The sequence below is a fragment of the Nocardioides anomalus genome (assembly GCF_011046535.1).
GTDB classification, from domain to species: Bacteria; Actinomycetota; Actinomycetes; order Propionibacteriales; family Nocardioidaceae; genus Nocardioides; species Nocardioides anomalus.
In genome coordinates, this window is record NZ_CP049257.1 from 2,110,528 (window position 1) to 2,137,518 (window position 26,991).

Genomic DNA, 26,991 nt, shown 5'->3' on the forward strand with positions numbered 1-26,991 from the left:
ACACTGGTGGGGATGGACAACCCCTACCTCGGCCTGCGGGACAGCTTCCTGTCGTTGGCGCACGACCCCGATGCGCCGTACCTGCGGGCCGCGGCGCTCGAGGTCGGCTTCGGCGGCGGTACGGCGACCGTGGCGGCGATCTTCGACGGCAGCACCAGCATCTACTTCAGCGGGGGCCGTGGCCGGATCGGCTGCGGCGACCACGCGACGGTGCGGCGCGCGGCCGAGGCGTTCCGCGACCTGGTCCAGCTGCACCTGCACCTGCTGGTGCCGGTCGGCACCGTCCCGGTCCCGGGTGACGAGCAGGTGAACCTGGTCGCGGTCACCGCCGACGGACCGCTCGTGCTGCGCCTCGACGAGACCGCGCTGGCCCCCGACACCCCGGCCTGGACGCTGTACGCCGCCGGTCAGGAGGTCATCGCCCAGATCCGCCGGCTCGACGAGGCCGCCTGAGCTCAGCGCAGCAGCGGGGCCAGCCGCTCGACGTCCTCGGGCCGCTCGAGGTCGGCCAGGCCGAGGAAGACCGTGTCCACCCCCAGCTCGGCGAGGCCGGCCCACCGGTCGCGGTGCTCGGCCGCGCTGCCGGCGTGCGTGCGCTCGGCGTACGCCGCCGCGGAGGTCCGCCCGCGCAGCCGCTCGACCCGCGCCCACGCGTCCTCGCGGTCGGTGCCGACCGTCGGAAGGTCCAGGACCGTGAGGCGCACGGTCTCCGAGTGCCGGCGCAGGGCGGCGACGTACCCGTCCAGGGCCGGCCGCGCCGACGGCACGTTGGCGGCGTCGCCGAGGGTGGCCGCGATCCGCAGCGTGCGCGCGCCGGTGCCGCCGACCACGACCGGGAGCGGGCCGACCGGACGCGGATAGCTCGTGGTCTCGGGCAGCTCGGCCGCGGGCTTGGTGCCGGGCGCCCACAGCGCCCGCATGGTGGCGATGCCGCGCTCGAGGTCGTCCAGGCGCTGCCGGGGCGGCGGGAACGACAGGCCGTACGCCGCGTGCTCGCGCTCGAACCACCCCGCGCCGACGCCGACGAAGGCCCGCCCACCGGTGAGGACGTCGAGGGTCGCGGCGGCCTTGGCGGTGATGCCCGGAGCGCGGAAGGTCACCGGCGTGACCAGGGTGCCGAGCTCGAGGCCCAGGTCCAGGCCGGCCACGGCCCCGAGCGTCACCCAGGGCTCGGGGATCGGCGCCCAGGCCCGGTCGACCTGCGGGATCTGGATCAGGTGGTCCATCACCGACAGTCCCGCGAAGCCGGCCGCCGCGGCCGCGCGGGCCACGCCGGTGAGCCAGGCCAGCGGCTCCTCGCCCCACGGGAACCGGCTGACCTGGAGCACCACGGCCAGGCCCTGCGAGGTGCGGCGGTCCGCTCGCGCCACCGCAGGCGCCGGTGCGGTCGGCGCGGGCGCCTCGGCGGTGACCGTCGCCACGACGTCCCAGCCCTCGAGGGCCAGGTGCGGCACCAGCGCACGGTGCCGCGCCAGCTGGGCGGCCAGCACCGGCGCGGGCACCGGCCGGTCGCGCGCCGCGTTGCGACGGCGGCACTCCGCGGCCGGCGTGTCGAGGACCACGAGCACGGCCGGCAGCCCGGCCTCCCGGGCGCGCGCGAGCCAGCCGCGCCGCCGCGCCTCGTCGGTGCCCAGCGTGTCCACGACCGTGGTCAAGCCGCGACCGGTGCGGGCCGCCACCACCCGCTCGAGCAGGTCGAACGCGTCCGCGCTGGCGTCCAGGTCGTGCGGACCGCTGCCCACGACCCCGCGCAGGGCGTCTGAGGACACGATCTCCTCGCCCCGGTAGCGCGCGGCGGCCCACGTCGACTTCCCGGAGCCCGACGGCCCCACCAGGACGACGAGCGCCGGGTCGGGGAGGGTCACGCGCCCGAGTCTGTCAGGGCTCGTCGGTGCTCGGACCGGCCCCGGCGGTGACCTCGGCCGGTCGCAGCATCCGCCACGGCGACGGCTCGCTCGCGGTGGACTGCGCGTCAGGCGGGTCGCCCTGGGTCCACCACAGGGCGAGGTAGGCGTAGCCGTCCCAGAGGACGCGGTCGTCCTTGAGGTAGGCGCGCTCGGGGTGCCACGCCGGGTAGGTGCCGGCCGCGACGGTCGGCGTGGGCTCCGGTGTCTCGCCCGGCAGCACGGGGCCGATCAGCCGCCACGCGGCCGCGGACTCCGCGCCTCGACCGCGATCTGCGTCGTCCTGCCGACCGCAGGCGCCGGCTCACGCGCCGCTGAGCCACCGGCCGGAGGACCCGGCGGCTCAGCGCAGGAAGCCGGTCAGCCCTTGTCGGGGTCGGCGGCGGCTGCGCCGGTCTCGGCCTCGGCCTTGATCGAGGCGGTCAGTGACGGGTCGAGCAGGGGCGCGGTGCCGGGCTGCTGGAGGTCGGTCTCGGCGGTGTCCGGGTTGGTGCCCAGGTCCGCGCCGGTGGTGCCGACCGGCGTCTCGACGGTGTTGTCCTCGACGGCGGCCAGGGACGCCGCGCTCTTCGCGCTCTTCTTGGCCGCGGCCTTCTTCGCAGCCGCCTTGGCCGGGGCGGTGACCGCGGCCTTCTTGCTCGGCGCCTTCTTCAGCGGCGCCTTCTTGGCCGCTGCCTTCTTCGCCGGGGCCTTCTTGGCCACCGGCGCGGGCTCGGCCGGGGCCGGCGCGGGTGCCGGGGCCTTCGTGGCGGGCGCCTTCTTGGCCGGCGCCTTCTTCGCGACCGGCGCGGGCGCAGCCGGCGCCTTCCTCGCCGCCGGGGCCGGCACCGCGGCCTTCGTGGCCGGGGCCTTCGCGGGGGCCTTCTTCGCGGGCGCCTTCTTGGCCGCCAACTGGACCGGGTCGCCGTGCGGGCGCGTCGGCTCGGGCTGCGGCTGGGCGACGGGAGCCGGGGGAGCGGGAGCCTGCTGAGCCGCCTTCTGCGGGGCCTTCTTGGCGCTGCGCCGACGACCGGGCAGCTTGTCGGTGACGGCTCCGGCGACGGTCAGGGCCTGCCCGACGGCGCTCTCGACGACCTTCTGGCCGGTGCCGACCGGCTTCTTCACGGTCTCCGTCGCGACGGCGACGGCGACGTCGGCGACGTCCTTGAGCTTGCCGAGCGGGTTCTTGCGGGCCACGGGGTGTCCTTCCGGTCCGAGGAGCAGCGGTTTCGAGTCAACCACGGGGGTTGTACCCGCCAGTAGCCACGTCCAGCGCGTGACGTGGGCCTCAGGAGACGGTGCGGAAGGGGTCGTGCTCGGCCAGGATCTTGTCCACCCGGGCCTGGTCGAGGCGGGTGACCACGGCCTGCGACTCCTGGGCGTCGCGGATGCACTTGGCCAGCGTGAAGGCCGAGGTCGTGAGGTAGAGGGTGCCGAGTCCCAGGAACGCCCGGACCCAGGGGCCGACGGGCAGGTAGAGGATCGCGAAGCACATGGCCAGCAGGGCGACGGCGAAGGAGATGCCGGCCTGGGCGAAGAACGCGGAGGTGTTGCGGCTGCTGTTCGGGTTCGAGGTCATGGGAGGAGCCTGGCCGCGCTCGGGTGCCGGGCGCACCGGCCGGCGTACCCGGTCCGGTCTGCGTACGGGTACTCATCTGGGGTGACCAGCAAGAGGGAGCGGGACCGCACCGACCTCATCGTGACCACGCTCGAGGACGCGTTCGCGCCCCTGATGGCGGCGGACCCGGTGGCCTTCCGCGGGAAGTTCCGCACCATGTCGGCCGATCCGCACGCGTTCTACCGCGGCACGGCGTGCCTGTTCTACGCCGACGTCACCGCCGCCGAGGACCCGTACGTCGACGAGCGCAGCGGCCGGATCTGGGTGCACGGCGACCTGCACGTGGAGAACTTCGGGACCTACCTCAACTCCGACGGGCTGCTGGTCTTCGACGTCAACGACTTCGACGAGGCCTACCTCGGGCACTTCACCTGGGACCTGCAGCGGTTCGCGGCGTCGCTGGCCCTCGTCGGCTGGCAGAAGGCGCTGCCGGAGGACGACGTGCGCCGGCTGGTCGCCCGCTTTCTCCGCGCGTACCTCAGCCAGGTCGACGAGTACGAGGGCAGCGCGGACGACGACTTCGCGCTGCACCTGGACAACACCGACGGACCGGTCCACGAGGCCCTGGTGGTGGCGCGCACGATGCGCCGCTCGGACCTGCTGGAGGAGGCCACGGTGCGCGACGGCGGCGAGCGGCGCTTGGTCGAGGACGCCACCACGCGGCGGTTGGGGAAGCAGGAGCGCCGGCGGGTCGAGGCCGCCTACGCCTCGTACCTCGAGACGATCCCCGCCCACAAGCGGTGGTCGCGCTCGCTCTTCTACGAGCTGCTCGACGTGTGCGGCAAGAGCGGCTTCGGCATCGGCTCGGCCGGGCTGCCGGCGTACAACCTGCTCATCGAGGGCAACAGCCAGGCGCTGGACAACGACGTGCTGCTGTCCATGAAGCAGGCCAACGTGCCGGCGATCTCGCGGTTCGTGGACTCCGAGGCCGTCGAGTCGTACTTCGACCACGAGGGCCACCGCACCGTGGTCAGCCAGCGCGCGCTGCAGAAGCACACCGACCCGCTGCTCGGGCACACCGAGCTGGACGGGGTGGGCTACGTCGTGGCCGAGGTCTCGCCGTACGAGGTGGACCTGGACTGGTCGAACCTCACCGAGCCCGACGAGATCGCCGCCGTCGTCGACCTGCTCGGCCGGGCCACGGCCAAGATCCACTGCGCCTCCGACGAGGACAGCGACGAGGACCTGGTCGACTTCCAGGTCGAGAGCGCGATCCGGGAGTCGCTGCACCGGCGCCGCAAGGAGTTCACCGGCTGGGTCACCGACTTCGCCCTGGAGTACGCCGGGCGCGTGCGCGCCGACCACGCCCTCTTCGTCGACGCGTTCCGGGCCGGGCGGATCGGGGTCTCCGCCACCTAGGCCCGGTGCACGCTGGCGCCGCCGGAGGGCGTGGCCCGCAGGTGCACCGGGGACCGGAAGCCCTCGAGCACGAACGCCGCGTCGATCGCGTTCATCACGGCCTCGACCCGCTCGTCCGGCACGACCGCGACGCTCGAGCCGCCGAAGCCACCGCCGGTCATCCGGGCCGCGACCGCGCCGGCCTCCACCGCCACCGACACGGCGGCGTCGAGCTCGGGGCAGGAGATCTCGAATTCGTCGCGCATCGAGCGGTGCGAGGCGTCGAAGAGGCCGCCCACGCGGTCCCAGTCGCCGGCCTCCAGGGCCTCGACGGTCTCGGTGGTGCGGGCTGTCTCGGTGACGATGTGGGTGGCCCGGCGCCGGATCCGCTCGTCCTCGATCGTCGCGACCTGCTCGAGCGTGGCCTCGCGCAGGCTCGGCACGCCGAGCGCACGGGCCGCGGCCTCGCAGTCCTCGCGGCGCGAGCCGTAGCCGCCGTCGGTCAGCGCGTGGGAGACGCGGGTGTCGGTGACCAGCAGGGTGTGGCCGCGCAGGTCCAGCGGGACCGGACGGTGCTCGCCGGAGCGGAAGTCGATGAGCAGCGCGGTGCCGTGCTCCCCGTGGACGGCCACGGTCTGGTCCATGCCCCCGGTCGGCGCGCCGACCACCTCGGTCTCGGCGCGGATGGCCGCGGCCACCAGGGGATCGGCGTCGTCGGCTGCGTCGACCAGGTCGAGCAGGGCGATGCCCACCGCGCACTCGATCGCGGCGCTGGAGGACAGCCCCGCGCCGACGGGGACGGTGCTGTCGACGAGGAGGTCGACGCCCGGGACGGCGTACCCCGCCTCGCGCAGCGACCAGACCACGCCGGCGGCGTACCCGGCCCAGCCCTCGACGCTGCGCGGCCCGAGCTCGCCGAGCGTGCCCTCCCAGCTCTCCTCCTGCTGGCGGCTGGTGACGCGCACCTGCTCGTCCCCCCGCGGGCGGGCGGCGGCGTACGTCGCGTGGGGGAGCGCGACCGGGAGGACCAGCCCGGCGTTGTAGTCGGTGTGCTCGCCCATCAGGTTGACCCGGCCCGGGGCCCGGCCGACGGTGGCCGGCGGCTCGCCGTACTGGTCGGCGAAGGCGCTGCGCGCGCCCGCGACGAGCTCGTCGGGAAGGCCGGGCTCCACGGTGGTCACGGCTAGCATCAGACCACGTGCGCTTCCTCGACGACCGCGTCCCCGCCCACGACCTGACCTACGACGACGTGTTCATGGTCCCGGCCCGGTCCGACGTGGCCAGCCGCTACGACGTCGACCTGGCCACGACCGACGGCACCGGGACCACGATCCCCCTGGTCGTGGCCAACATGACGGCCATCGCCGGCAAGCGGATGGCCGAGACCGTGGCGCGTCGCGGCGGCCTGGTCGTCGTCCCGCAGGACATCCCGATCCCGGTCGTCGCCGACGTGGTGGCGTGGGTGAAGCGCCGGCACCTGGTCTTCGACACCCCGATCGAGCTGAGCCCGACCCAGACCGTGGCCGAGGCGCTCTCGCTCATGCCCAAGCGCGCGCACCGCTGCGCCGTGGTGGTCGAGGACGGCCGGCCGCTCGGGCTGGTCACCGCCGAGGACTGCGCCGAGGTGGACCGGTTCGCCCAGGCGCGCGACGTGATGCGTCCGGCCGCGGTCACGGTGGGGGCCGACAGCGACCCGCGCGAGGTCTTCGACAAGCTCGACGCGGTGCACGCGGGCGTCGCGGTGGGCGTGGACGGCGACGGCCGGCTGGTCGGCGTGCTGACCCGGACCGGCGCCCTGCGGGCCACGCTCTACCAGCCCGCGGTCGACGCGTCCGGAGGGCTGCGCGTCGCCGCCGCGGTCGGGGTGAACGGCGACGTGGCGGACAAGGCCGCCCGCCTGCTCGCCGCGGGCGTCGACGCGCTCGTGGTCGACACCGCGCACGGCCACCAGGCCCGGATGCTCGAAGCGCTCGCGGCCATCCGGGCCCTGACGCCGACCGTGCCCGTCGTGGCCGGCAACGTGGTCTCGGCCGACGGCACCCGCGCGCTGGTCGGGGCCGGCGCGGACATCGTCAAGGTCGGCGTCGGCCCCGGCGCCATGTGCACCACGCGGATGATGACCGGCGTCGGGCGGCCGCAGTTCTCGGCCGTGCTCGAGTGCGCCGCGGCCGCCGCCGAGCTCGGCAAGCACGTCTGGGCCGACGGCGGCGTGCGGCACCCCCGCGACGTCGCCCTCGCTCTGGCCGCGGGCGCGTCCGCGGTGATGATCGGCTCGTGGTTCGCCGGCACCCACGAGTCGCCGGGCGACCTGCTCGAGGACTCGACCGGCCGCGCGTACAAGGTCTCCTTCGGCATGGCGTCCGCGCGTGCCGTGGCGAACCGGACCAGCACCGAGTCGGCGTACGACCGGGCGCGCAAGGGGCTCTACGAGGAGGGCATCTCGTCGTCGCGGATGTACCTCGACCCGGCCCGGCCCGGTGTGGAGGACCTCATCGACGAGATCTGCTCGGGCGTCCGCTCCGCGGCCACGTACGCCGGCGCGCGGTCGCTGGCCGAGCTGCACGAGCGCGCGGTGGTCGGCGTGCAGTCCGCGGCCGGCTTCACCGAGGGACGCCCGCTGGCCACCAGCTGGTGATCAGCGGCTGCTGCGCTCGCGGCGCCCGCGCACGATCCCGACGAACGCCTGCGGCAGCTCGCCGTCGTTCTCGACCAGCCAGGCCAACCCGACGGCGGTCGTGGGCAGGTCGGTGACCACGCGGTAGGTCGCGTCGCGCCGGTGGTGGAGCCGGGCCAGGGACATCGGCACGATGGCCACGCCGGTGCCGGCGGCGACGGTCTCGACCGCGTCCTGCTCCGACATGGGCGGCCAGGGCAGCTGCTCGGCCGTCGGCCGCCAACCCGAGCGCTCGGGCCGCACCAGCTGCTCGTCGGCCAGGTCCTCGGTCGTCAGCTCGTCGGCCAGGGTGAGCAGGTGCTCGGTGCTCATCACCGCGACCGGCAGCTCGTCGTACAGGTGGACCAGGTGCAGGCCCTCGCGGTCGACCGGGAGCCGGACGATGGCCATGTCGACCGCACCGGCCCGCAGCACCCGCTCCTGGTCGGCCTCGCTGACCGGCACCAGCTCGATGGGCTCGCGGCGACGTCCGCGCCAGGTCTCCACCCAGCGGTCCGGCATCGCGCCGGTGACGAAGCCGATCCGGAACGGGGTCACGACACCAGTGTCCGCCGCCGGCCGGAGCCGACGGCGGACAGGTGGTCGTGCGGGTGGTGCGAGTCGCTCAGCGGTGCAGGTCGAACCGGTCGTTGTCCATGACCTTGACCCACGCCGCGACGAAGTCCTGGACGAACTTCTCGCCGGCGTCGGCGCTGGCGTAGACCTCGGCCAGCGCGCGCAGCTGGCTGTGCGAGCCGAAGACCAGGTCGACCGCGGTCGCGGTCCGCTGGACCGCGCCGGAGGCGTCGCTGCCCTCGTAGACGTGCTCGTCGTGGCCGGCCTTCCAGGTGGTGCCGGGCTCCAGCAGCTTCACGAAGAAGTCGGTGGTGAGCACGCCCGGGCGGTCGGTGAAGACCCCGTGCCGGCTGCCGCCGACGTTGGTCCCGAGCGCCCGCATGCCGCCGAGGAGGACGGTCATCTCGGGTGCGGAGAGCCCGAGCATGTACGCGCGGTCGACCAGCAGCGTCTCCGGGTTCAGCTTCTCGCCGGACCGGACGTAGCTGCGGAAGGCGTCGGCCCGCGGCTCGAGCACCGTGAAGGAGTCGACGTCGGTGTCCTCCTGGGTGGCGTCGGTGCGACCGGGGTGGAACGGCACGGTGACGTCGTGGCCCGCGTCCCGCGCCGCCTGCTCGACCCCGGCCGAGCCGGCCAGGACGATGAGGTCGGCCAGGGAGACCTGGGCGCCGCCGCCGTCGTTGAACTCGCTCCGGATCCCCTCGAGGGTCTCGAGCACCGTGGCGAGCTGCTCGGGCTGGTTGACCTCCCAGCTGCGCTGGGGCTCGAGGCGGATGCGGGCGCCGTTCGCGCCGCCGCGCTTGTCGGTGGAGCGGAAGCTCGCGGCCGAGGCCCACGCGGTGGAGACGAGCTGGGAGACGCTCAGGCCGGAGTCGAGGACCTTGGCCTTGAGCGCCGCGACCTCGGCGTCGCCGATGAGCGCGCCCTCGTGGGCCGGGACCGGGTCCTGCCACAGCTGCGGCTCCGGGACCTCGGGGCCCAGGAAGCGGCTGACCGGACCCATGTCGCGGTGCAGCAGCTTGTACCAGGCCTTGGCGAAGGCCAGGCGGAACTCCTCGGGGTTCTCCAGGAACCGGCGCGAGATCTTGTCGTACTCCGGGTCCACCCGCAGGGAGAGGTCGGTGGTGAGCATCGTCGGCTTGTGCTTCTTGGACTCGTCGAACGCGTCGGGGATGATCTCGTCGTCGGTCTTGGCCACCCACTGCTTGGCCCCCGCGGGGCTGGTGGTGAGCTCCCACTCGTAGCCGTAGAGGATCTCGAAGTAGCGGTTGGTCCACTCCGTGGGCCGGTCGGTCCAGGTCACCTCGAGGCCGCTGGTGATCTGGTCGGGGCCCTTGCCGGAGCCGTACGTGCTCAGCCAGCCCAGGCCCTGCGCCTCGAGCGGCGCGCCCTCGGGTTCGGGGCCGACGTGGTCGTCGGCCGGCCCGGCGCCGTGGGTCTTGCCGAAAGTGTGGCCGCCGGCGATGAGCGCGACGGTCTCCTCGTCGTTCATGGCCATCCGGGCGAAGGTCTCGCGGATGAAGTGCGCCGCCGCTGCGGGGTCACCGCTGCCGCGCGGGCCCTCGGGGTTGACGTAGATCAGACCCATCTCCGTCGCGCCCACCTCGGGGGCCATCTCGGCGTCGCTGAGGTAGCGCTCGTCGCCGAGCCACGCGTCCTCGGGACCCCAGATGATCTCCTCGGGCTCCCACACGTCGACCCGGCCGAAGCCGAAGCCGAAGGTCTCGAAGCCCATCGACTCCATGGCCACCGTGCCCGCCAGGACGAGCAGATCGGCCCAGGAGATGCTCTGGCCGTACTTCTGCTTGACCGGCCACAGCAGCCGGCGGGCCTTGTCGAGGTTGGCGTTGTCGGGCCAGCTGTTGAGCGGGGCGAACCGCTGGTTGCCGTCGCCGGCACCACCGCGGCCGTCGTGGATCCGGTAGGTGCCGGCGGCGTGCCAGCTGAGCCGGATCATCAGCCCGCCGTAGTGGCCGAAGTCCGCCGGCCACCAGTCCTGGGAGGTGGTGAGCACCTCGGTGACGTCGCGCTTGAGCGCCTGGACGTCGAGCTCCGCGAACGCCGCGGCGTAGTCGAAGTCGGCGCCCAGCGGGTTGCCCTTGGGGGAGTGGGCGTGGAGCGGGGCGAGGTCGAGCTGGTTGGGCCACCAGTCGCGGTTGGTGTGCGGGCGCCCACCGGTGTGCGGGGTCGGCGAGTCGATGACGGGGTTCTCGCTCTCGCTGCCCCCGGCGGTCACGCCGTCACCCATGACGGGGCAGCCCGCGGCCTCCTTGCGGTCGCTGCCCTGGGCGCTGCCGTGGGGCTCGTCGGGGCTCTGGGTCTCGCTCATGTGCAGGTCTTCCCTCTCGGTTGTCCGGTCAGTCGGTCGTTCGGCACTGGGCGCACGTGCCCCAGTAGATGACCTCGGCCTCGTCGATGACGAAGCCGTTGCTCTGGCTGGCCGTGAGGCACGGGGCCTCGCCCACGGCACAGTCCACGTCGGCGATCGCGCCGCAGCCGCGGCACACGACGTGGTGGTGGTTGTCGCCGACCCGGCCCTCGTAGCGCGCGATGTGGCCCAGCGGCTGGATCTTGCGGACGATCCCGGCGTCGGTGAGCGCCTTGAGCACGTCGTAGACCGCCTGGTGGCTGATCTCCCCGGTGTCGGCGCGCACCGCCTGGATCACGGCGTCGGTGTCGGCGTGCGGCAGTCGGCGTACGGCGTCGAGCACCGCCAGCCGCTGCTGGGTGACCCGGAGCCCGGCGGACCGGAGCTCGTCGGCCCGGGTCGCGCTCAGGTCGAGGGAAGTCACGTCCTGCACTCAACCGCATTTCCTTGAACGGTTCAAGACTTCGCGCGGCGCGTCCGACTCCGTCCGCGATGGATGCACAGGTGTGGACGTTCCGCTTGACGCGTTCGAACACGTGTTCGAAACTGTCTCCATGACCCTCGCCGCCACCCTGGACCCGGACCGCCCGGTCCTGGACCAGCTGCGCGAGAAGGTCTCGGCGCTGGAGGGCGGGCCGGCGAGGCTACCGGTGCCGGTGCTGCCGGCCCTGTCCGGCCTGGTCGCGCTGCGCACGGGCGGGTCCTACGGCGTCGACTCCGCCTCGCTCGGGCTGGCGCTGGCGGCCGGCGCCTCGGCGGCGGGGGAGTGGATCGGCTTCGCGGGATGGCCGGACTTCGGGGCCGAGGCGGCGGCCGACCTCGGGGTCGACCTGGAGCGGACGGTGCTGGTGCCCGACGTGGGCGAGCACTGGCTCGAGGTCACCGCGGCGCTCGTCGACGTGCTCCGTGTGGTGGTGCTGCGCCCGCCGGCCCGGGTGGACGCCCGGGCGGCTGGGGTCCTCGACGCGCGGCTGCGCAAGCGGTCCTCGGTGCTGGTGGTCTGGGGTGACTGGCCACGGTGCGAGGCCCGGCTCAGCCTGGAGGACGCGCGCTGGACCGGCCCCGAGCAGGGCCAGGGCCGGCTGCGCTCGCGCCAGGTGCGGGTCGCGGTCCGACGTGGGACGGCGCCGCCGGTGCGCGCCGACCTGGCCTTCCCCGGCGACGGGGCGCCCATCTCGCTGGTCTCGACCGACGCGCCGGCGGCGACGGGCTGGCGGCGGTCCGGGTGAGGGCGCCGTGAGGGTCCTGGTGGTGTGGTGTCCGGACTGGTCGGTCGTGGCCGCGCTGCGCGAGGCCGAGCGGTCGCCCCAGGAGCCGGCGGCGGTCCTGGCGGCCGGCGTGGTCGAGGTGTGCAACGCCGCCGCCCGCGAGGAGGGGGTCCGCCGTGGCCAGCGCCGGCGCGACGCCCAGGCGCGGTGCCCCGAGCTGGTCCTGCTGGAGGCCAGCCCCGACCGCGATGCCCGCCACTTCGAGCCCGTGCTCGAGACGGTCGAGGCGCTGCGCCCGGGGGTGGCCTGCCTGCGCCCGGGGCTGCTGGCCGTGCGGGCGCCGGGCCGGTGGTTCGGCGGCGAGGCCCAGGCCGCCGCGGTGGTGGCCGAGACGCTGGTCGAGGCCGACGTGTGGGACGTGCGGCTGGGCGTGGCCGACGACCTGTTCACCGCCGAGCAGTCCGCGCGTCGCGCGGCGGTCCAGGAGTGCGAGGTGGTGCCGGTCGACGGCTCGGCGGCCTACCTCCAGCAGCTGCCGGTGGAGGTGCTCGAGGCCGACGGGTCGGAGGGCCGGGAGGCCGTCAGCCTGCTGCGCCGACTCGGGCTGCGCAGCCTCGGTGACCTGGCCGCGCTGCCGCTCGACGCGGTCCAGGGCCGCTTCGGCCGCTACGGCGCCGGCGTGTGGCACTCCGCCCGCGGCGAGGGGCGCAGCCACCTCGCTGCGCGGCAGCCACCGCCCGACCTCACCGCCGAGATCTCCTTCGAGCCGCCGCTGGACTCGGTGGAGGCCATCTGCTTCAGCGTGCGCACCACCGCCGAGCGGCTGGTCACCGACCTGGCGTCTCGGCAGCTGGTGGCCACAGGTGTGCGCATCGAGGCCGAGCACGACGGGGCCGTGGCCTCCGCGCGCACCTGGCTGCACCCGCGCTACTTCTCGGTGCGCGACCTGGTCGACCGGGTGCACTGGCAGCTCCAGGGCGGCGCGGCGCTGCGCTCGCGGCAGGATTCCGGCGCGGTGCGGGCGCCGGTCGAGCGGGTGCGGTTCCTGCCCGAGGTGGTCGAGCCCGCCTCGGCCCACAGCGACGGGCTCTGGGGCGGCAGCGGCGCCGAGCTGGTCGAGCGGGGGGTGGCCCGGGTGCAGGCCATGGTCGGCTTCGACGCGGTCACGCGCCCGGTGCTCCAGGGCGGCCGCGGTCCGGCCGACCGGCAGGCGGCGGTGCCGTGGGGCGAGCGGGCCACCGGCCTGCGTCCGCGCGAGCGTCCCTGGCCCGGGCAGCTCCCCGGTCCGGCGCCCAGCCGGGTCTTCGCCGCGCCGCTGGTCGCGGAGGTCCGCGACCAGGCCGGTCGGGCGGTGGCCGTGACCGCCCGCGGGGCCGTGAGCGGCGAGCCGAGCCGGTTCCGGCTCGACGGGTCGTGGCAGCCGGTGGCCGCCTGGGCCGGTCCCTGGCCGGTCGACGAGAGCTGGTGGGTCGAGGGCGGGCGACGGGCCTCGCGGTTCCAGGTCGTCGGTGCCGACGGCCGGGCCTGGCTGCTCACCTGCACCGGCGACGGGTGGCTGGTGGAAGCGGGATACGACTGATGGGGTGGAACAACCCCGCGATGTCGTGGTCCGAGCTGGAGCGGCGCCTGACCGGGCTGCCCGGTGCCGACGACGCGCCGGTCTCGCGACGCAAGCGGCAGCGTCCGGTGGCGCGCGACGTCGCCCCGGCGCTGGGCGCCGAGCGCACGCCGTACGCCGAGCTGCACTGCCACAGCCACTACAGCTTCCTAAACGGTGCGTCCTCGCCCGCCGAGCTGGTCGAGGAAGCGGTGCGGCTCGGGCTGCACGGGCTGGCGATCACCGACCACGACGGCTTCTACGGCGCGCCGATGCTGGCGGAGGCCGCCGCGGCGTACGCCGGCACGCAGCTGCGCACGGTCTACGGCGCCGAGCTGTCCCTCGGGTTGAGCGGGCCGCAGAACGGCGTGCCCGACCCCGAGGGCCACCACCTGCTCGTGCTGGCCCGGGGCGTGGAGGGCTACCACCGGCTCGCCGCGGCCATGACCGCCGCGCACCTGCGCGGCGACGAGAAGGGCCGGCCGGTCTACGACCTCGACGAGCTGGCCGACCGCGGCCGCGGCCACTGGGTGGTGCTGACCGGCTGCCGCAAGGGCACGGTCCGCGGTGCGCTGGCCGACGGCGGCCCGCGCGCCGCCGCCGAGGAGCTCGACCGGTTGACCGGACTCTTCGGGCTGGACTCGGTGGTCGTCGAGGTGTCGCCGGCGCCGGGTCCGGCCGCCGACGAGACCAACACGGTGCTGGCGGGGCTGGCCGCCGACCACGGGCTCGGGCTCGTCGCGGCCGGCAACGTCCACCACGCCAGCCCGGCGTCGGCGCGACTGGCCTCGGCCATGGCCGCGGTGCGCGCCCGGCGCAGCCTGGGCGACATGGACGGGTGGCTGGAGCTGTCCGGCAGCGCCTTCCTGCGCAGCGGCGCCGAGGTGGCCCAGGCCCTGCGCCGCTGGCCGGACGCGGTGGCCCGCAGCGTCGAGCTGGCCGACGAGCTCGCCTTCGACCTGCGCAAGGCCTCGCCCCGCCTGCCCAAGCACCGCATCCCGGACGGGCACACGGCCGACTCCTGGTTGAGCGAGCTGGTGTGGCGAGGCTTCGAGGAGCGCTACGCCGCCACCCCGCACGCCGAGGAGGCCCGCCGGCGCATCGAGCACGAGCTGCGGGTCGTGGCCGAGAAGGACTTCTCCGGCTACTTCGTCATCGTCCACGACATCGTCGACTTCGCCCGCAGCCGCCGCATCCTGTGCCAGGGCCGGGGCTCGGCGGCCAGCTCGGCCATCTGCTACGCCCTCGGGATCACCGCGGTCGACGCCGTGTTCTACCGCCTGCCCTTCGAGCGCTTCATCTCCGCCCACCGCGACGAGGAGCCCGACATCGACGTCGACTTCGACTCCGACCGGCGCGAGGAGGTGATCCAGTGGGTCTACGACACCTACGGGCGGCACAACGCCGCGCAGGTGGCCAACGTGATCAGCTACCGCCCGCGGATGGCGGTCCGCGACGCGGCCAAGGCGCTCGGCCACTCCCAGGGCCAGCAGGACGCGTGGTCCAAGCAGATCGACGGCTGGCAGGGCGTCGTGACCGGCGACGCGGGCGACCCGCAGGCCCACGACGTCCCCGCGCCGGTGGTCGCGCTGGCCGACCAGCTGATGGGGGCGCCGCGCCACCTCGGCATCCACTCCGGCGGCATGGTGCTCACCGAGCGGCCCATCGGGGAGGTCTGCCCGATCGAGCGGGCCCGGATGGACAAGCGCACCGTCCTGCAGTGGGACAAGGACGCCTGCGAGGCCATGGGTCTGGTGAAGTTCGACCTGCTCGGCCTCGGCATGCTCGGCGCGCTCGACCACATGATGCAGCTGGCCGCCGAGCACACGGGAGAGTCGTGGGACCTGGCCACGATGCCCAAGGAGGAGCCGGCGGTCTACGACATGCTTTGCCGAGCCGACTCGGTTGGCGTCTTCCAGGTCGAGAGCCGTGCCCAGATCGGCACGCTGCCGCGGCTGCGGCCGCGTGAGTTCTACGACCTGGCCATCGAGATCGCGCTCATCCGGCCCGGGCCGATCCAGGGCGGCGCGGTGCACCCCTACGTCCGCCGCGCCACCGGCCAGGAGCCGGTGACCTACGAGCACCCGGACCTGGTCCCCGTCCTGGAGCGGACCCGGGGGGTCCCGCTGTTCCAGGAGCAGCTGATGGCCATGGCGGTGGCGCTCGGCGACTGCTCGCGCGACGACGCCGACCTGCTGCGCCGGGCCATGGGCTCCAAGCGCGGGGTGGAGCGGATCGAGAGCATCAAGGCGACGCTCTACGCCGGCATGGCTCGCCGCGGCCTGGTCGGCGACGCCGCGGACGCGATCTACGTCAAGATCCTGTCCTTCGCCAACTTCGGCTTCGCCGAGTCCCACGCGCTGAGCTTCGCGCTGCTGGTCTACGCGAGCTCGTGGTTCAAGCTGCACTACCCGGCCGCGTTCCTGGCCGGGCTGCTGCGCAACCAGCCCATGGGCTTCTACTCACCGCAGTCCCTGGTCGGCGACGCCCGCCGGCACGGCGTCGAGGTGCGCCGCCCGGACCTCCAGCTCTCCGGCGCCCGCGCCGGACTGGAGCTGGTGGACGGCGCCGACCAGCCCGGTCCGACCGGGTTGGACGAGTGCCGGCAGCCGCACTTCGAGCGCACCGAGTGGTCGGCCGACACCCCCGACCCGACGCTCACCCACCGCCGCGACGGCCGCCACGCGGTCCGGCTGGGCCTCGACTCGGTGCGCGGCACAGGGCTCGACGTGGCCGAGCGGATCGTGGCCGCGCGCGCCGAGCGGCCGTTCGCCGACGTCACCGACCTGTCCCGCCGCGCCGGCCTGACCTCGGTCCAGCTCGAGGCGCTGGCCACCGCCGGGGCGTTCGACTCCTTCGGTCTCGACCGGCGCCAGGCCTTGTGGGCCGCCGGGGCCGCCGAGCGCGGCGACCACCTGGCCGGCACCACCCCGGCGCCCACCCCGCCACCGCTGCCGAGCATGACCGAGGTGGAGCTCACCCTGGCCGACCTCTGGGCCACCCGGGTCTCGCCCGAGCGCCACCCCGTCGAGCACCTGCGCGAGGAGCTCGCCCGCGCCGGCATCAGGTCGGTGGCCGACCTGGCCACCGCCGAGTCCAACCGTCGCGTGCACGTGGCGGGCCTCATCACCCACCGGCAGCGGCCCGGCACCGCCCAGGGCACGACATTCCTCAACCTCGAGGACGAGACCGGCATGCTCAACGTCGTCGTCTCCGTGGGCGTGATGCGCGCCCACCGTCAGGCGGCCCGCAACAAGGTCGCGGTCGTCGTCCGCGGGATCCTCGAGCGCGAGGAGGGCGCCACGAACCTCATCGCCGATCGGGTCGAGGGCATCGACGCCGTGGTGCCCGGCGCCGGTGCCGTCCTCCAGGCCCGCGCCCAGTCCCGGGACTTCCGGTGACCGGGTCGGCCCAGGGCCCTGGCCCCGGCCGTCGCTCAGCCCCGCCGCGGGCTCAGCAGCGCGGTCAGCGGGGCGACGATCGCCATGACCGCGGCGAGGACCACCGCGGTCCAGACGAAGGCGTGCGCGGCGTCGAGCCCGAAGTAGATCGAGCCCACCACCGCCGAGCCCGAGCCCAGGCCGGCCTGCATCGTGGTGAGCAGCAGGCCGCCGCCGAGCCCGGCCAGGTGACCGTGCACCTGGCTCAGGATGACGCCCATCAGCGGCGACCAGACCAGGCCCATGCCCACGCCGACCAGGACCATCGGCCCGGCCACGTGCATCGCGCCGTACGTCGTGACGGCCGCGATGCCGTCGACCACCAGCCCGATCCAGACGAAGCCCACGGCGGTCAGCGCCGCGCCCGCGCCCAGGACGGCCACGCCGAAGCGCGGCACCAGCCGGCCCGAGGCCACCGAAGCGGCCAGGAAGCCCAGCGACATCGGCAGCAGGCTCAGCCCGATGTGCAGCGGGGTGAGGCCGTGGCTGCCGGCCATGAAGGAGTAGACGAACATGAAGCCGCCGAAGGCGACGTAGACCGGGAGGGCCACCAGCAGCCCGATGCGCACCGACCGGAACGCGAACAGCTCCGGCGGCACCAGCGGCAGCCCGCCGCGGCGCTGCACGCGCAGCGCCCACCAGACCACCGCGACCCCGCCCACCGGTACCGCGACCAGGCAGGCCCAGGTCCAGGCCGGCCAGCCCGTGGCCCGCCCCTCGGTCAACGGCAGGATCAGCAGCGTCATGGTGGCGCCCAGCAGCACCGCGCCCGGCCAGTCCAGCCGGCTGCGGGTCGGGGCCTTGGTCTCGGGCAGGTACCTCGCCACGCCGATGGCCACGAGCGCGGCCAGCGGAGCGTTGACCCAGAACACGGCCCGCCAGCCGAGGTCGGAGCCGGCCAGGCTGCCGCCGACCAGGAAGGCCAGCGACGTGGCCAGCCCGGCCGTCGCGCCGAACCACGCCAGCGCCCGCGACCGGTGGTGGCCGTCGGAGTTGGCGTGGATGCTGGCCAGCACCTGCGGCGAGAGCACGGCGGCCGACAGGCCCTGCGCGAAGCGGGCCACGACCAGCTGGTCCGGGCTCTGCGCGATCGAGCAGAGCAGGCTGGTGGCGGCGAACAGCCCGAGCCCGGTCAGCAGGAGCCGCTTGCGGCCGTAGGAGTCGCCGAGGCGGCCGCCGATGACGACGAGCGCGGCGTACACCACGCCGTACGCCGCCACGACGAGCTGCAGCGTGCCGGCCGAGGCGCCGAGCTCGGTGCCGATCTGGCGCAGCGCCACGTTCACGCTGAAGACCGACATGATCGGCACCACGACCGCGGTCAGCGCGGCGACGAGCGCGACCGGGTGCATCCGGCGCAGCTCGGGGACGTCGCCCCCGGTCGGGTCGGGAGCCACCGGGGTGCCGGCGGCACCGGCGGCAGCGGGAGCGCCGGGTGTCGCGGGCACGCCGGCAGGGAGGGTCAGGTCGTGGGTCACGCCACCAGGCTGGGGCCCGCGCGATGCTGGTGGTGAGAGTCTGCTGATGCTGGTACTGACAGCACCTGGACAACCCCCGTGGGTGAGGTGACCATGGTGCGGTGACCGTCTCCAGGCGCACCGAGCTCGCGGACTTCCTCCGCACCCGCCGCGAGCGGCTCAGCCCCGACGACGTCGGCCTGCCCGCGGGCGGTCGGCGCCGGACCCCGGGCCTGCGCCGCGAGGAGGTCGCGCTGCTCGCCGGAGTCGGCGTCACCTGGTACACCTGGCTCGAGCAGGGCCGCGAGATCAACGCCTCGGTGCAGGTCCTCGAGGCCATCGCCCGCACCCTCAAGATGGATGCGCAGGAGCGCTGGCACCTCTTCCAGCTCGCCGGCGTCACCGTCGTGGCCCCGACCTCGCAGTGCGACGTGCTCAGTGACGCGACGTACGCCGTGCTGGAGCAGCTCGACCCGTTCCCGGCCGTGGTGCTCTCGCCGCGCTACGAGATCCTGGCCTACAACCGCGCCTACAACCAGGTCACCGGCGACCTCGACGCGGTCGACCCGAGCGAGCGCAACCACCTGTGGCTGTTCTTCACCCACCCCTACTTCCGCACCCTGTGCCTCGGCAACCGCCCCGAGGCCGCCGCCCACCTGGTCGGCGGCATGCGCGTGGCCATGGCCGGCGACCTGGACGACCCGCTGTGGGGCGAGCTGGTGCGCCGGCTGCGCGAGGCCTCGGAGGAGTTCGACGACCTCTGGCGCCGCCACGACGTGGTCAGCCGCGCCATGCCCGCCAAGGACTTCACCAGCCCGGTCGGCGACCTGCACCTGCACCTCATGCGCCTCGGCGTCGGCGACCTCCCCGGCGGCACCCGCCTGATGGTCTACACCCCCCGCGACGAGGCCACCCGCGAGCGCCTCGAGCAGCTGGTCTCGCTCGACGCCGCCCAGCAGAGGCGCGCCGGCTGAGGGCCGTGCGTTGAGCCGGGCGACTGGACCGGGCGACTGGAGCGCAGGGGAGCGGGGAATGATCTCCCGGTGACGTCCTCCCCACCCGACCTCGACCACCTGCGCCGCGCCATCGCGCTCTCGCAGGCGGCCCGCGACCACGGCAACCACCCGTTCGGCGCCCTCCTGGCCGACGCCGACGGCCGCGTCGTCCTCGAGGCCGAGAACACCGTCGTCACCGGCGCCGACGTCACCGGCCACGCCGAGACCAACCTGGTCCGCCTCGCCTCCCGCGACCTCGCCCCCGACCTGCTCGCCACGCACACCCTCTACAGCAGCTGCGAGCCCTGCGCCATGTGCTCCGGCGCCGCCTACTGGGCCGGCATCGGTCGCGTGGTCTACGCCCTGAGCGAGGCCGGCCTCGCCCGCCTCACCGGCCCCCACCCGGACAACCCCACCCTGGACCTCCCGAGCCGCGACGTCCTCGCGGCCGGCAGCCGTCGCGTCGAGGTCGACGGGCCGCTGCTCGAGGACGAGGCCGCGGTCCCGCACCAGGGCTTCTGGGCCTGATCCCCGGGCCGGACCTGGCGGCCTGAGCCCGTAGCGTCGCCAGCGCTCGGCGCGCGCTCGGTCGCGACGTCACAGGACGTTTACACACGACTTCGGACCAGACCCTTGACTGCGCAATCGTTATTCCTGTTGTCTGCCTCTGTCGGAAAGAACGTTTGCGCAGAGAGGCGGACCGCGTGCGGGTGGCTGTGGTGGCGACGGGCGGGACGATCGCGTCCCGCCGCGACGACCGGGGGGACGTGGTTCCCGTCGACGGTGCCCGCGAGCTGTTCGCCTCGGTGCCGGTCGACCCCCGGCTGGACGTGGAGTACGTCGACCTGGCCCCGGTTCCGAGCTTCGCGGTGGGACTCGACGAGATGGTCGCGGTGGTGCTGAGGGTCCGCGGGCTGCTGGCCGGGGGGCATGAGTCCGTCCTGGTCACCCACGGGACCGATTCGCTGGAGGAGATGGCCTTCCTCGTCTCGATGCTGATGCCCACCGACGCCCACGTGGTCCTCACCGGCTCGCAGCGTCCGGCCGACGACCCGCACTCGGACGCCGCCGGCAACCTCGCGGACTCGCTGACCGCTCTCCAGGCCGGGCTCGGGCCGTGCGTGGTCATGGGTGGGTACGCCGTGGCCGCGTTCGAGGCGCGCAAGGTGCACACCTCGGCGACGGCCGCGTTCTCTGGTGGGGCGGCCGGTGCGATCGCGCTGATCGACGGCCCCGACGTGGTGCCGCTGTCTCGTCCGTGCCGCGGCGGGAACTTCGCCGACGTCACCCCACCCACCCTGCCCCGGGTCGACCTGGTCAAGCTCGGGGCCGGCACCGATGGCGCTCACGTCGACGCGTCCGTCGCCGCGGGTGCAGCCGGCGTCGTCCTGGAGGCCTTCGGACGCGGCAATGCCGGGCCCGGCCTCGTCGACGCCGTCGAGCGCGCGACCACCGCAGGCGTGCGCGTCCTCGTGTCGAGCCGTGTCGGCCACGGGCTGGTGCGGCCGGTGTACGGCCAGGGCGGCGGCGCCGACCTGGCGCGCGCCGGCGCGGACTTCGCCGGTGACCTCACCGCCCCTCGAGCCCGCGTCGCGCTGGGCCTCGCGCTGGCCCACCCCGAGCTCGGGCCGGTGGACAAGCAACTGGAGATGGTGTGGCGGGGGCAGAGCGCATGAGGACCCAGGCAGTGGTGATGCGTGAGCTCGGCGACGAGTCCGTGCTGCACCTGGAGGACGTCGAGCTGGCCGCACCCGGTCCGGGGGAGGTGCTGCTGCGCGTGCTCGCGGTGGCGGTCAACCACCTCGACCTCGAGCTGCGTGACGGACGCTCTCGCATGCCCCTGACCTTTCCTCACGTCCTGGGCCGCGAGCTGGTCGGCGAGGTCGTGGAGGTGGGCGACCCGGCCGGCTCCGAGTGGAGCGCCGGCGATCGCGTCGTCCTGCTGCCCCACGTGCCGTGCGGCCGGTGCCGGCACTGCCTCACCGGCTCGGCGAACATCTGCCTGGCCGGCTGGATGCCCGGGATCCACGGGTGGGGTGGGTACGCGCGTCACGTCCTGGCCCCCGTGCGCGGACTGCGCCACGTGCCGGACCTCCCCGTCGAGGTCCTGGCGGCTCTTCCCATCTCGTTCGGCACGGCCTGGCGGGCCCTGCACTCCGCGGCCTCGGTCGTCACCGGGGACTGGGTCCTGGTCCCCGGCGCCGGAGGCGGGCTCGGCCACGCCTCGGTGCAGGTCGCCGCGCTGGCCGGAGCCCGGGTCATCGGGTTGGTCCGGTCCGCGGCGAAGGCCGACTTCGTGAAGGCGTGCGGCGCCGAGCACGTCGTGCTGACCGACACCGACGGCTGGCCGGACGAGGTGCGCGGACTCACCGACGGCCGGGGAGTGGACGTGGTGGTCGAGCACGTCGGCGGCGACAGCTTCGAGGGCTGTCTCGCGGCGCTGGCCCCTCGGGGCACGCTCGTCGTGGCGGGTGGCCATGGGGGCGAGCACCCCCGTCTGGACGTCATCGAGGTCTTCCGCAACGAACTGCGCGTCCACGGCGTGCGCAGTCAGCGACCCGACGACGTCGAGCGCGTGCTGGACCTCGCTGCCGCGGGCCGGCTGCGCCCGCAGGTCGACCAGGTGTTCAGCCTCGAGCAGGCCGCGGACGCGCACCGACGCGTGGCCAGCCGCCAGGCCGTCGGGAAGGTCGTCCTGGTCCCGTGAGCGCCCCACCCGAACCGTCCGGAGCAGGAGAAGAGAGGTCGAAGGTGAGCACCGTCCGACAGCAGACCCGGGACTTCATCGGCTACGGCCGCGACGCGCCCGCCATCGAGTGGCCCGGCGGCGCGAAGGTCGCGGTGAGTCTCTGCCTCAACTACGAGGAGGGGGCCGAGCACAGCATCCTCGACGGCGACGACCGCAACGAGTGGGTGGGCGAGATCGCCTACACCCCGGCGGACGCCAGCCGGCGTGACCTGTCGCAGGAGTCGGTCTACGAGTACGGCAGCCGGGCCGGCATCTGGCGACTGATGCGGCTCTTCGACCGGACCCAGGTCCCGGTGACCTTCTTCGCGGCCGCCCAGGCCCTCGAACGCAACCTCGAGGTCGCACGCGCCATCGTGCCGGCCGGCCACGAGGTCTGCTCGCACGGGCTGCGCTGGGTGGAGCCCGCGTCCATGACTCCGGAGGAGGAGCGCGACCAGGTGCTCCGCGCCGTCGAGAGCCTGGAGCGGACCACAGGTGAGCGGCCGGTCGGCTGGTACTCCCGCTACGCCCCGTCGGAGCACACGCGCCGGATCCTCGTCGACCAGGGCGGGTTCCTCTACGACTCCGACGCCTACAACGACGACCTGCCGTACTGGACCTCCGTCAGCGGCCAGCGGCACCTGGTGGTGCCGTACACCCACACCTACAACGACGGCCGCTTCGCCTTCAACCCTGGCTACTCCCAGCCCGGGGACTTCCTCGAGAACGTCCGCAGGGGGATCTCCTACCTCATCGAGGAGGGGGAGACGCACCCCAAGATGATCTCGGTCGGGCTCCACGCGCGACTGGTCGGCCAGGCGGGCCGGACCTCCGCGCTCGCCGAGCTCATCGAGTGGTGCCAGTCGACCGGCGCCGTCTGGTTCGCCCGCCGACGCGACATCGCCCAGTGGTGGAGCGACCACTACTCCGACCTTCCCACGCTTGGAGGTGACGACTGATGCGCGTCGAGATCGACCGGATCAGCAAGTCCTACCGGACGCCCGAAGGGGCGCCGCTGCCCGTCGTCGACGGGCTGTCGGCCACGATCGAGGAGGGGGAGTTCGTCTGCATCATCGGCCCGAGCGGCTGCGGCAAGAGCACGCTGCTCGGCATGCTCGGCGGGCTGCACGCTCCCGACTCCGGGGCCGTTCGGTTCTCAGGTCGGCGCAGCGCCCAGGGCGAGATGACCTCCATCGTCTGGCAGGACTACGCCCTCATCCCGTGGCGCACGATCGTGGACAACGTCGCCATCGCTCTCGAGCTGCGCGGCGTGCCCAGGCGCAAGCGGCGAGCGGTCGCCCTGGAGCACCTCGAGACGATGGGCATCGAGGCCTTCGCCAAGTCGCGGCCGCAGCAGCTCTCGGGTGGCATGCGCCAGCGCGCAGGCATCGCGCGCGCCCTGGCCAGTGACCCCGAGGTCCTGCTGATGGACGAGCCGTTCGCGGCAGTGGACGCCCAGACCCGGACCCTGCTCCAGGAGGAGCTCCTCGACGTCTGGGAGAAGCACCAGAAGACGGTGCTCTTCATCACCCACGGCATCGAGGAGGCGCTGCTCCTCGCCGACCGGGTCCTGGTCCTGAGCGGCCGCCCCACGAAGGTCGTCGAGGATCTCCGCGTCCCCTTCGCCCGGCCCCGCGGTACGGCCACGACCGAGGACCCCCGCTTCGCCGAGCTCAAGACCCACCTGTGGGAGCGGCTGCGCGACGCGACGCTGGCCGCGGAATGGGCCGAGGCCGAGGAGGTGTCGGCATGAGCGCGACGTCCACCCCTGCGCCGACCGAGGCGGCCGCACCAGCCGTCGTCTACGGACCGAGCCGACGCGGCACCAGGGGGCCGAGCCGTGCGTTCCGCTTCATGGCGAGCCCCGCCGGCAGCCTGGTCCCGGTCGTGGTGATCCTCGCCGTGTGGCAGCTCGGATCGCGAGCAGGGCTGATCGACGAGACCTTCTTCCCGGCGCCGTGGGACTGCGCCGTGGCCCTGAAGGACCTCCTGGCCGACGGAGACCTGCTCTCCAACATCTGGATCACCGTGCAGCGGATCCTGGCCGGATTCGCTCTGGGTGTCGTCCCGGCCGTCGTCGTCGGGATCATGATGGGCCTGGTCCCGTGGCTCAAGGTGGTCCTCGACCCGGTGATCGCGATCCTCTACCCGATCCCGGCCGTGGCGATCCTGCCGCTCCTGCTCGTCATCTTCGGCACCGGCGGTACGCCGATCATCGTGCTCGGCGGGATCATCTCGTTCTTCCCCTCGGCGGTGAACGCCATGGCGGGCGTCCAGCAGAACGACCAACGCCTCGTGCTCATGGCCCGCAACATGGGCGCCTCCCGCGCCCAGATCCTGTGGAAGGTCGTGCTGCCCGGCGCGCTCCCGTCGATCTTCGCAGGCATCCGCCTCTCGGCCGGCCTCGCGCTGCTCGGTGTCATCGCCGGTGAGTTCCTCGCCGGCTCCGACGGCATCGGCTCGCTCACCTGGCAGTACTGGCAGGTGTACCAGATCAGCAACATGTACGCGACGCTCGCGGTCATCGCGGCCATGGGATTCGCCCTCACCACGGTGACGCTGCGAGTGCAGCGTCGCTTCTTCAACTGGACGGAAGGAAGCACGCGATGACCCCGAAGAAGGCCCTGTCCGCGTTCCTCGTGGCCGGGTTCGCCCTGGCCGTGACGGCTTGCGGCAGCGACTCCGGTGACGACGACTCCGCCTCGGGTGACGGGATGCAGAAGGTCACCGTGAACACCCTGCCCATCGTGGCCCTGGCGCCGATGTTCGTGGCGGAGGACAAGGGGTTCTTCGAGGAGGAGGGCGTCGAGAACTCCTACACCGACTCCGACATCTACGCCCAGCTCGCGCTGCAGAGCCAGGGCAAGCTCGACGTCAACATCCCGGGCCTGGGTGGCGCGTTCTACAACGCCATCAACCAGAACCTGGAGCTCAAGGCCGTCGCCGACCGCAACCAGTACACGTGCTCCTCCGACAGCATCCTGCTGGTCGGCACCAAGGCCAAGGAGGCCGGGCTCGAGACGGTGGCGGACCTGAAGGGCAAGAAGGTCGCGATCCTGGCCCGGGGCTCGTCGACCGAGTACTGGCTGAGCCGGGCCCTCGAGGACGAGGGACTGACCATCGACGACCTCGGCGGGCTGACGACGCTCGGCTACCCCGACATCGCCAACGCGCTCAAGACCGGCGCCGTGGACGCCGGCTTCATGACCGAGCCCATCGCCTACGGGCTGATGGCCGACGGCGACGCCGAGCGCATGCTCGCGACGTACGAGATCGTCCCGGACAACCAGCAGGGCGTGATCTCGATGTCGCAGGACTTCATCGACAAGCGCCCCGAGGTGGCCGCGAAGTGGATGGCCGGCTGGCTCAAGGGCGTGCGGTACTTCCAGGACCCAGCCAACAGGGACGAGGTCGTCAAGATCATCGCGGACAACACCCAGGTGCCCGTCGAGACCGTCGACGCGCTCTACGGGACCGACCAGTGGCCCTACCAGAACCCGAACGGCGAGGTCGACACCGAGCGGGCCACCGCGGACGACGGTGCCTGGCTGGTGGACAACGGCGTCATCGAGGAGATGCCGGACACCGACGAGTGGTACGACGACTCGGTCGTCAAGGCCGCCCTGGAGGAGGTCGGCACCGTCGACTCCGAGCGTGACTGCTCCACCGTGCAGCCCCTGCAGGTCCCGTGATCGGCTCGGCCAACAAGGTGGTCGCCGCCCTGGAGGAGGGCCGGCCTGCCTTCGGCAGCCTCACGCTCCTCCAGGAGCCGGCGGTGGGGGAGATCCTCGGTCGCTGCGGCTACGACTTCCTCGTCATCGACAGCGAGCACGCGGCGGCCGACGAGCAGTCGGTGCTGGCGATGGTGCGCGGTGCCCAGTCGGCAGGCTGCACGCCGATCGTCCGGGTGCGGCACGCCGAGCGCAAGGAGATCCTCTGGGCGCTCGACACGGGAGCCGGAGGGGTCCTCGTGCCCGTCCTGGAGTCGGGGGAGCAGGCCCGGGCCGTGGTCGACGCGGCGCACTACCCACCGCGCGGGCGGCGTACGGTCTGTTCCGCCACGCGTGCCGCCGGCCACGGAACGGCGCGCCGGGACTTCGGTGAGTACCTCGCCTGGGCCGAGCGCAACGTCCTCACGATCGGGCTGGTCGAGACCCGTCGCGGGGTCGAGGAGCTCGACGCGATCCTGGCCTCGGGTATCGACGTGGTCATGCTCGGCCGCGCCGACCTGTCCCTCGACATGGGGCTGGGCTACGCCCCGTGGCACCCGGACGTGGTCGCCGCGTCGTACGACGTCGTGGAGCGGGCGCTCGCCGCCGGAGTGACGCCCGGGGTGCTGGCCTACAGCGTCGAGGAGGCGCACGAGTGGATGGCGCGCGGCGTCTCCTTCGTCGTCTTCTCCCAGCCCGAGATGCTCCTGAGTGACGCCTACCAGCAGGCCATCGCCGGGTTGCGCGGAGGCGCCTCGTGAGCCTGCTGGTGACCGGCGGAGCGCAGGGCATCGGCGCGGCGATCGTGGACAAGGCGCGCTCGACAGGAGAGCGTGTCGACGTGCTGGACCTCGAGCTCGGCGTGGACGCGGCCGATCCGGCCGCGGTCCGCGAGTTCGTCGAGTCCGTCCCGACCCCGACCAGGGTGGCCCACATCGCCGGCGTGGTGGGCCGGGGCGGGCTCGGCGAGGTGGAGCTGTCCGACTGGGACCGGGTGATCCGGGCCAACCTGACCTCGGCCTTCGTGGTGACCAACGAGGTCGTGCCACGCATGGCCGAGGCCGGGGGCGGCGCGGTGGTGCTGATGAGCAGCCTGAACGCCCGCGACGGCGGGACGACCATGTCGGGCGTGGCCTACGCCAGCGCCAAGGCCGGCGTCCTCGGGCTCGCACGGCACGCCGCCAAGCACTGGGGTCCGCACGGCGTCCGCGTCAACGCGATCGCCCCGGGCCCCGTCCGGACCCGCGTGCACGACCGGCTCACCGCCGAGCAGCGGGCCGGGCTGCTGGCCGCGATGCCGCTGCCTCGTGTGTCCGAGCCGCAGGAGATCGCCGACATCGTGCTCTTCCTGCTCTCCGAGTCGTGCGCGAGCGTCACCGGCATGACGTTCGACGTCAACGGCGGAAGCCACCTGAGCTAG

Annotated in this window: 25 protein-coding genes; 16 read left to right on the forward strand and 9 right to left on the reverse strand. The window is 73.8% G+C overall.

All coding sequences use genetic code 11. The features are described 5' to 3' along the window. Positions 1–12: 12 nt before the first annotated feature. The gene (locus tag G5V58_RS10705) at positions 13–453 is read left to right on the forward strand and encodes a hypothetical protein (RefSeq protein WP_165232153.1); all 441 of its coding nucleotides are present in this window, start codon (positions 13–15) and stop codon (positions 451–453) included. Between the two features lie 2 nt (positions 454–455). Here the strand turns inward: G5V58_RS10705 and G5V58_RS10710 are convergent, their stop codons facing one another. The 4 genes from G5V58_RS10710 to G5V58_RS10725 form a co-directional block, all read right to left on the reverse strand. Beyond that, positions 456–1,865 carry an LLM class flavin-dependent oxidoreductase gene (locus G5V58_RS10710; protein WP_165232156.1) on the reverse strand — a complete coding sequence of 470 codons (1,410 nt, stop codon included), beginning with the start codon at positions 1,863–1,865 and terminating at the stop codon, positions 456–458. A gap of 13 nt (positions 1,866–1,878) precedes the next feature. After that, positions 1,879–2,127 (reverse strand): carbohydrate-binding protein, encoded by a 249-nt coding sequence (locus G5V58_RS10715; RefSeq protein WP_230487262.1) that lies wholly within the window; start codon positions 2,125–2,127, stop codon positions 1,879–1,881. A 137-nt stretch (positions 2,128–2,264) separates the two neighbouring features. After that, a complete protein-coding gene (locus G5V58_RS25625; protein ID WP_196240579.1) occupies positions 2,265–3,080 on the reverse strand; it encodes a histone H1 in 816 nt (271 codons plus the stop codon). Positions 3,081–3,171: 91 nt separating this feature from the next. Further along, positions 3,172–3,462: a YiaA/YiaB family inner membrane protein gene (locus G5V58_RS10725; protein WP_165232159.1), complete on the reverse strand. Its 291-nt coding sequence runs from the start codon at positions 3,460–3,462 to the stop codon at positions 3,172–3,174. Between the two features lie 81 nt (positions 3,463–3,543). On the opposite strand from G5V58_RS10725, the gene G5V58_RS10730 reads away from it, so the two are divergent. After that, the gene (locus tag G5V58_RS10730; protein ID WP_230487263.1) at positions 3,544–4,860 is read left to right on the forward strand and encodes a DUF2252 domain-containing protein; all 1,317 of its coding nucleotides are present in this window, start codon (positions 3,544–3,546) and stop codon (positions 4,858–4,860) included. Here G5V58_RS10730 and galK read toward each other — a convergent pair. Then, positions 4,857–6,020, reverse strand: coding sequence for a galactokinase (galK, locus tag G5V58_RS10735; RefSeq protein ID WP_230487264.1), 1,164 nt, complete (start codon positions 6,018–6,020; stop codon positions 4,857–4,859). The genes G5V58_RS10730 and galK overlap by 4 nt on opposite strands. Positions 6,021–6,037: 17 nt before the next feature. On the opposite strand from galK, the gene G5V58_RS10740 reads away from it, so the two are divergent. Further along, positions 6,038–7,474 carry a GuaB1 family IMP dehydrogenase-related protein gene (locus G5V58_RS10740; protein ID WP_165232165.1) on the forward strand — a complete coding sequence of 479 codons (1,437 nt, stop codon included), beginning with the start codon at positions 6,038–6,040 and terminating at the stop codon, positions 7,472–7,474. Here G5V58_RS10740 and G5V58_RS10745 read toward each other — a convergent pair whose 3' ends face one another. From G5V58_RS10745 to G5V58_RS10755, 3 genes are all read right to left on the reverse strand, one after another. Further along, complete coding sequence (locus tag G5V58_RS10745; RefSeq protein WP_230487265.1) at positions 7,475–8,050, reverse strand: LysR substrate-binding domain-containing protein; 576 nt, start codon at positions 8,048–8,050, stop codon at positions 7,475–7,477. A 67-nt stretch (positions 8,051–8,117) separates the two neighbouring features. Then, entirely contained in the window at positions 8,118–10,397 is a 2,280-nt protein-coding gene (katG, locus tag G5V58_RS10750) for a catalase/peroxidase HPI (protein WP_165232167.1), read from the reverse strand. Between the two features lie 28 nt (positions 10,398–10,425). Further along, complete coding sequence (locus G5V58_RS10755; protein WP_329957565.1) at positions 10,426–10,860, reverse strand: Fur family transcriptional regulator; 435 nt, start codon at positions 10,858–10,860, stop codon at positions 10,426–10,428. Positions 10,861–10,990: 130 nt separating this feature from the next. Between G5V58_RS10755 and G5V58_RS10760 the strand changes: the two genes are divergently transcribed. From G5V58_RS10760 to G5V58_RS10770, 3 genes are read left to right on the forward strand one after another with little or no spacing between them, the layout of a single operon-like run. Next, positions 10,991–11,665, forward strand: a complete 675-nt coding sequence (locus tag G5V58_RS10760) for a hypothetical protein (RefSeq protein WP_165232170.1) — start codon at positions 10,991–10,993, stop codon at positions 11,663–11,665. Positions 11,666–11,672: 7 nt separating this feature from the next. Next, positions 11,673–13,223 (forward strand): DNA polymerase Y family protein, encoded by a 1,551-nt coding sequence (locus tag G5V58_RS10765; protein WP_165232172.1) that lies wholly within the window; start codon positions 11,673–11,675, stop codon positions 13,221–13,223. Then, the gene (locus G5V58_RS10770) at positions 13,223–16,642 is read left to right on the forward strand and encodes an error-prone DNA polymerase (protein WP_165232175.1); all 3,420 of its coding nucleotides are present in this window, start codon (positions 13,223–13,225) and stop codon (positions 16,640–16,642) included. Before G5V58_RS10765 ends, G5V58_RS10770 begins: the two co-directional genes overlap by 1 nt. A 35-nt stretch (positions 16,643–16,677) precedes the next feature. Here G5V58_RS10770 and G5V58_RS10775 read toward each other — a convergent pair whose 3' ends face one another. Beyond that, positions 16,678–18,159: an MFS transporter gene (locus G5V58_RS10775; protein WP_230487266.1), complete on the reverse strand. Its 1,482-nt coding sequence runs from the start codon at positions 18,157–18,159 to the stop codon at positions 16,678–16,680. Positions 18,160–18,260: 101 nt separating this feature from the next. Here G5V58_RS10775 and G5V58_RS10780 point away from each other — a divergent pair, with 101 nt between their 5' ends. From G5V58_RS10780 to G5V58_RS10825, 10 genes are all read left to right on the forward strand, one after another. Next, positions 18,261–19,112, forward strand: coding sequence for a helix-turn-helix transcriptional regulator (locus G5V58_RS10780; RefSeq protein ID WP_165232178.1), 852 nt, complete (start codon positions 18,261–18,263; stop codon positions 19,110–19,112). 69 nt (positions 19,113–19,181) lie between these two features. Then, on the forward strand, positions 19,182–19,661 hold the full coding sequence (locus tag G5V58_RS10785) for a nucleoside deaminase (protein ID WP_165232181.1): 480 nt from the start codon (positions 19,182–19,184) through the stop codon (positions 19,659–19,661). A gap of 176 nt (positions 19,662–19,837) precedes the next feature. Then, positions 19,838–20,809, forward strand: coding sequence for an asparaginase domain-containing protein (locus G5V58_RS10790; RefSeq protein ID WP_165232184.1), 972 nt, complete (start codon positions 19,838–19,840; stop codon positions 20,807–20,809). Further along, positions 20,806–21,840, forward strand: coding sequence for a quinone oxidoreductase family protein (locus tag G5V58_RS10795; RefSeq protein ID WP_165232187.1), 1,035 nt, complete (start codon positions 20,806–20,808; stop codon positions 21,838–21,840). Before G5V58_RS10790 ends, G5V58_RS10795 begins: the two co-directional genes overlap by 4 nt. A 44-nt stretch (positions 21,841–21,884) precedes the next feature. Next, positions 21,885–22,820, forward strand: coding sequence for a polysaccharide deacetylase family protein (locus G5V58_RS10800; protein ID WP_165232190.1), 936 nt, complete (start codon positions 21,885–21,887; stop codon positions 22,818–22,820). Next, positions 22,820–23,614, forward strand: a complete 795-nt coding sequence (locus tag G5V58_RS10805; RefSeq protein WP_165232193.1) for an ABC transporter ATP-binding protein — start codon at positions 22,820–22,822, stop codon at positions 23,612–23,614. The genes G5V58_RS10800 and G5V58_RS10805 overlap by 1 nt, the downstream gene beginning before the upstream one ends. Further along, positions 23,611–24,471, forward strand: coding sequence for an ABC transporter permease (locus G5V58_RS10810; RefSeq protein ID WP_165232196.1), 861 nt, complete (start codon positions 23,611–23,613; stop codon positions 24,469–24,471). The genes G5V58_RS10805 and G5V58_RS10810 overlap by 4 nt, the downstream gene beginning before the upstream one ends. Beyond that, positions 24,468–25,553 (forward strand): ABC transporter substrate-binding protein, encoded by a 1,086-nt coding sequence (locus G5V58_RS10815; RefSeq protein ID WP_165232199.1) that lies wholly within the window; start codon positions 24,468–24,470, stop codon positions 25,551–25,553. Before G5V58_RS10810 ends, G5V58_RS10815 begins: the two co-directional genes overlap by 4 nt. Then, complete coding sequence (locus G5V58_RS10820; protein WP_165232202.1) at positions 25,550–26,332, forward strand: HpcH/HpaI aldolase family protein; 783 nt, start codon at positions 25,550–25,552, stop codon at positions 26,330–26,332. Before G5V58_RS10815 ends, G5V58_RS10820 begins: the two co-directional genes overlap by 4 nt. Beyond that, complete coding sequence (locus tag G5V58_RS10825) at positions 26,329–26,991, forward strand: SDR family NAD(P)-dependent oxidoreductase (protein ID WP_165232205.1); 663 nt, start codon at positions 26,329–26,331, stop codon at positions 26,989–26,991. Before G5V58_RS10820 ends, G5V58_RS10825 begins: the two co-directional genes overlap by 4 nt.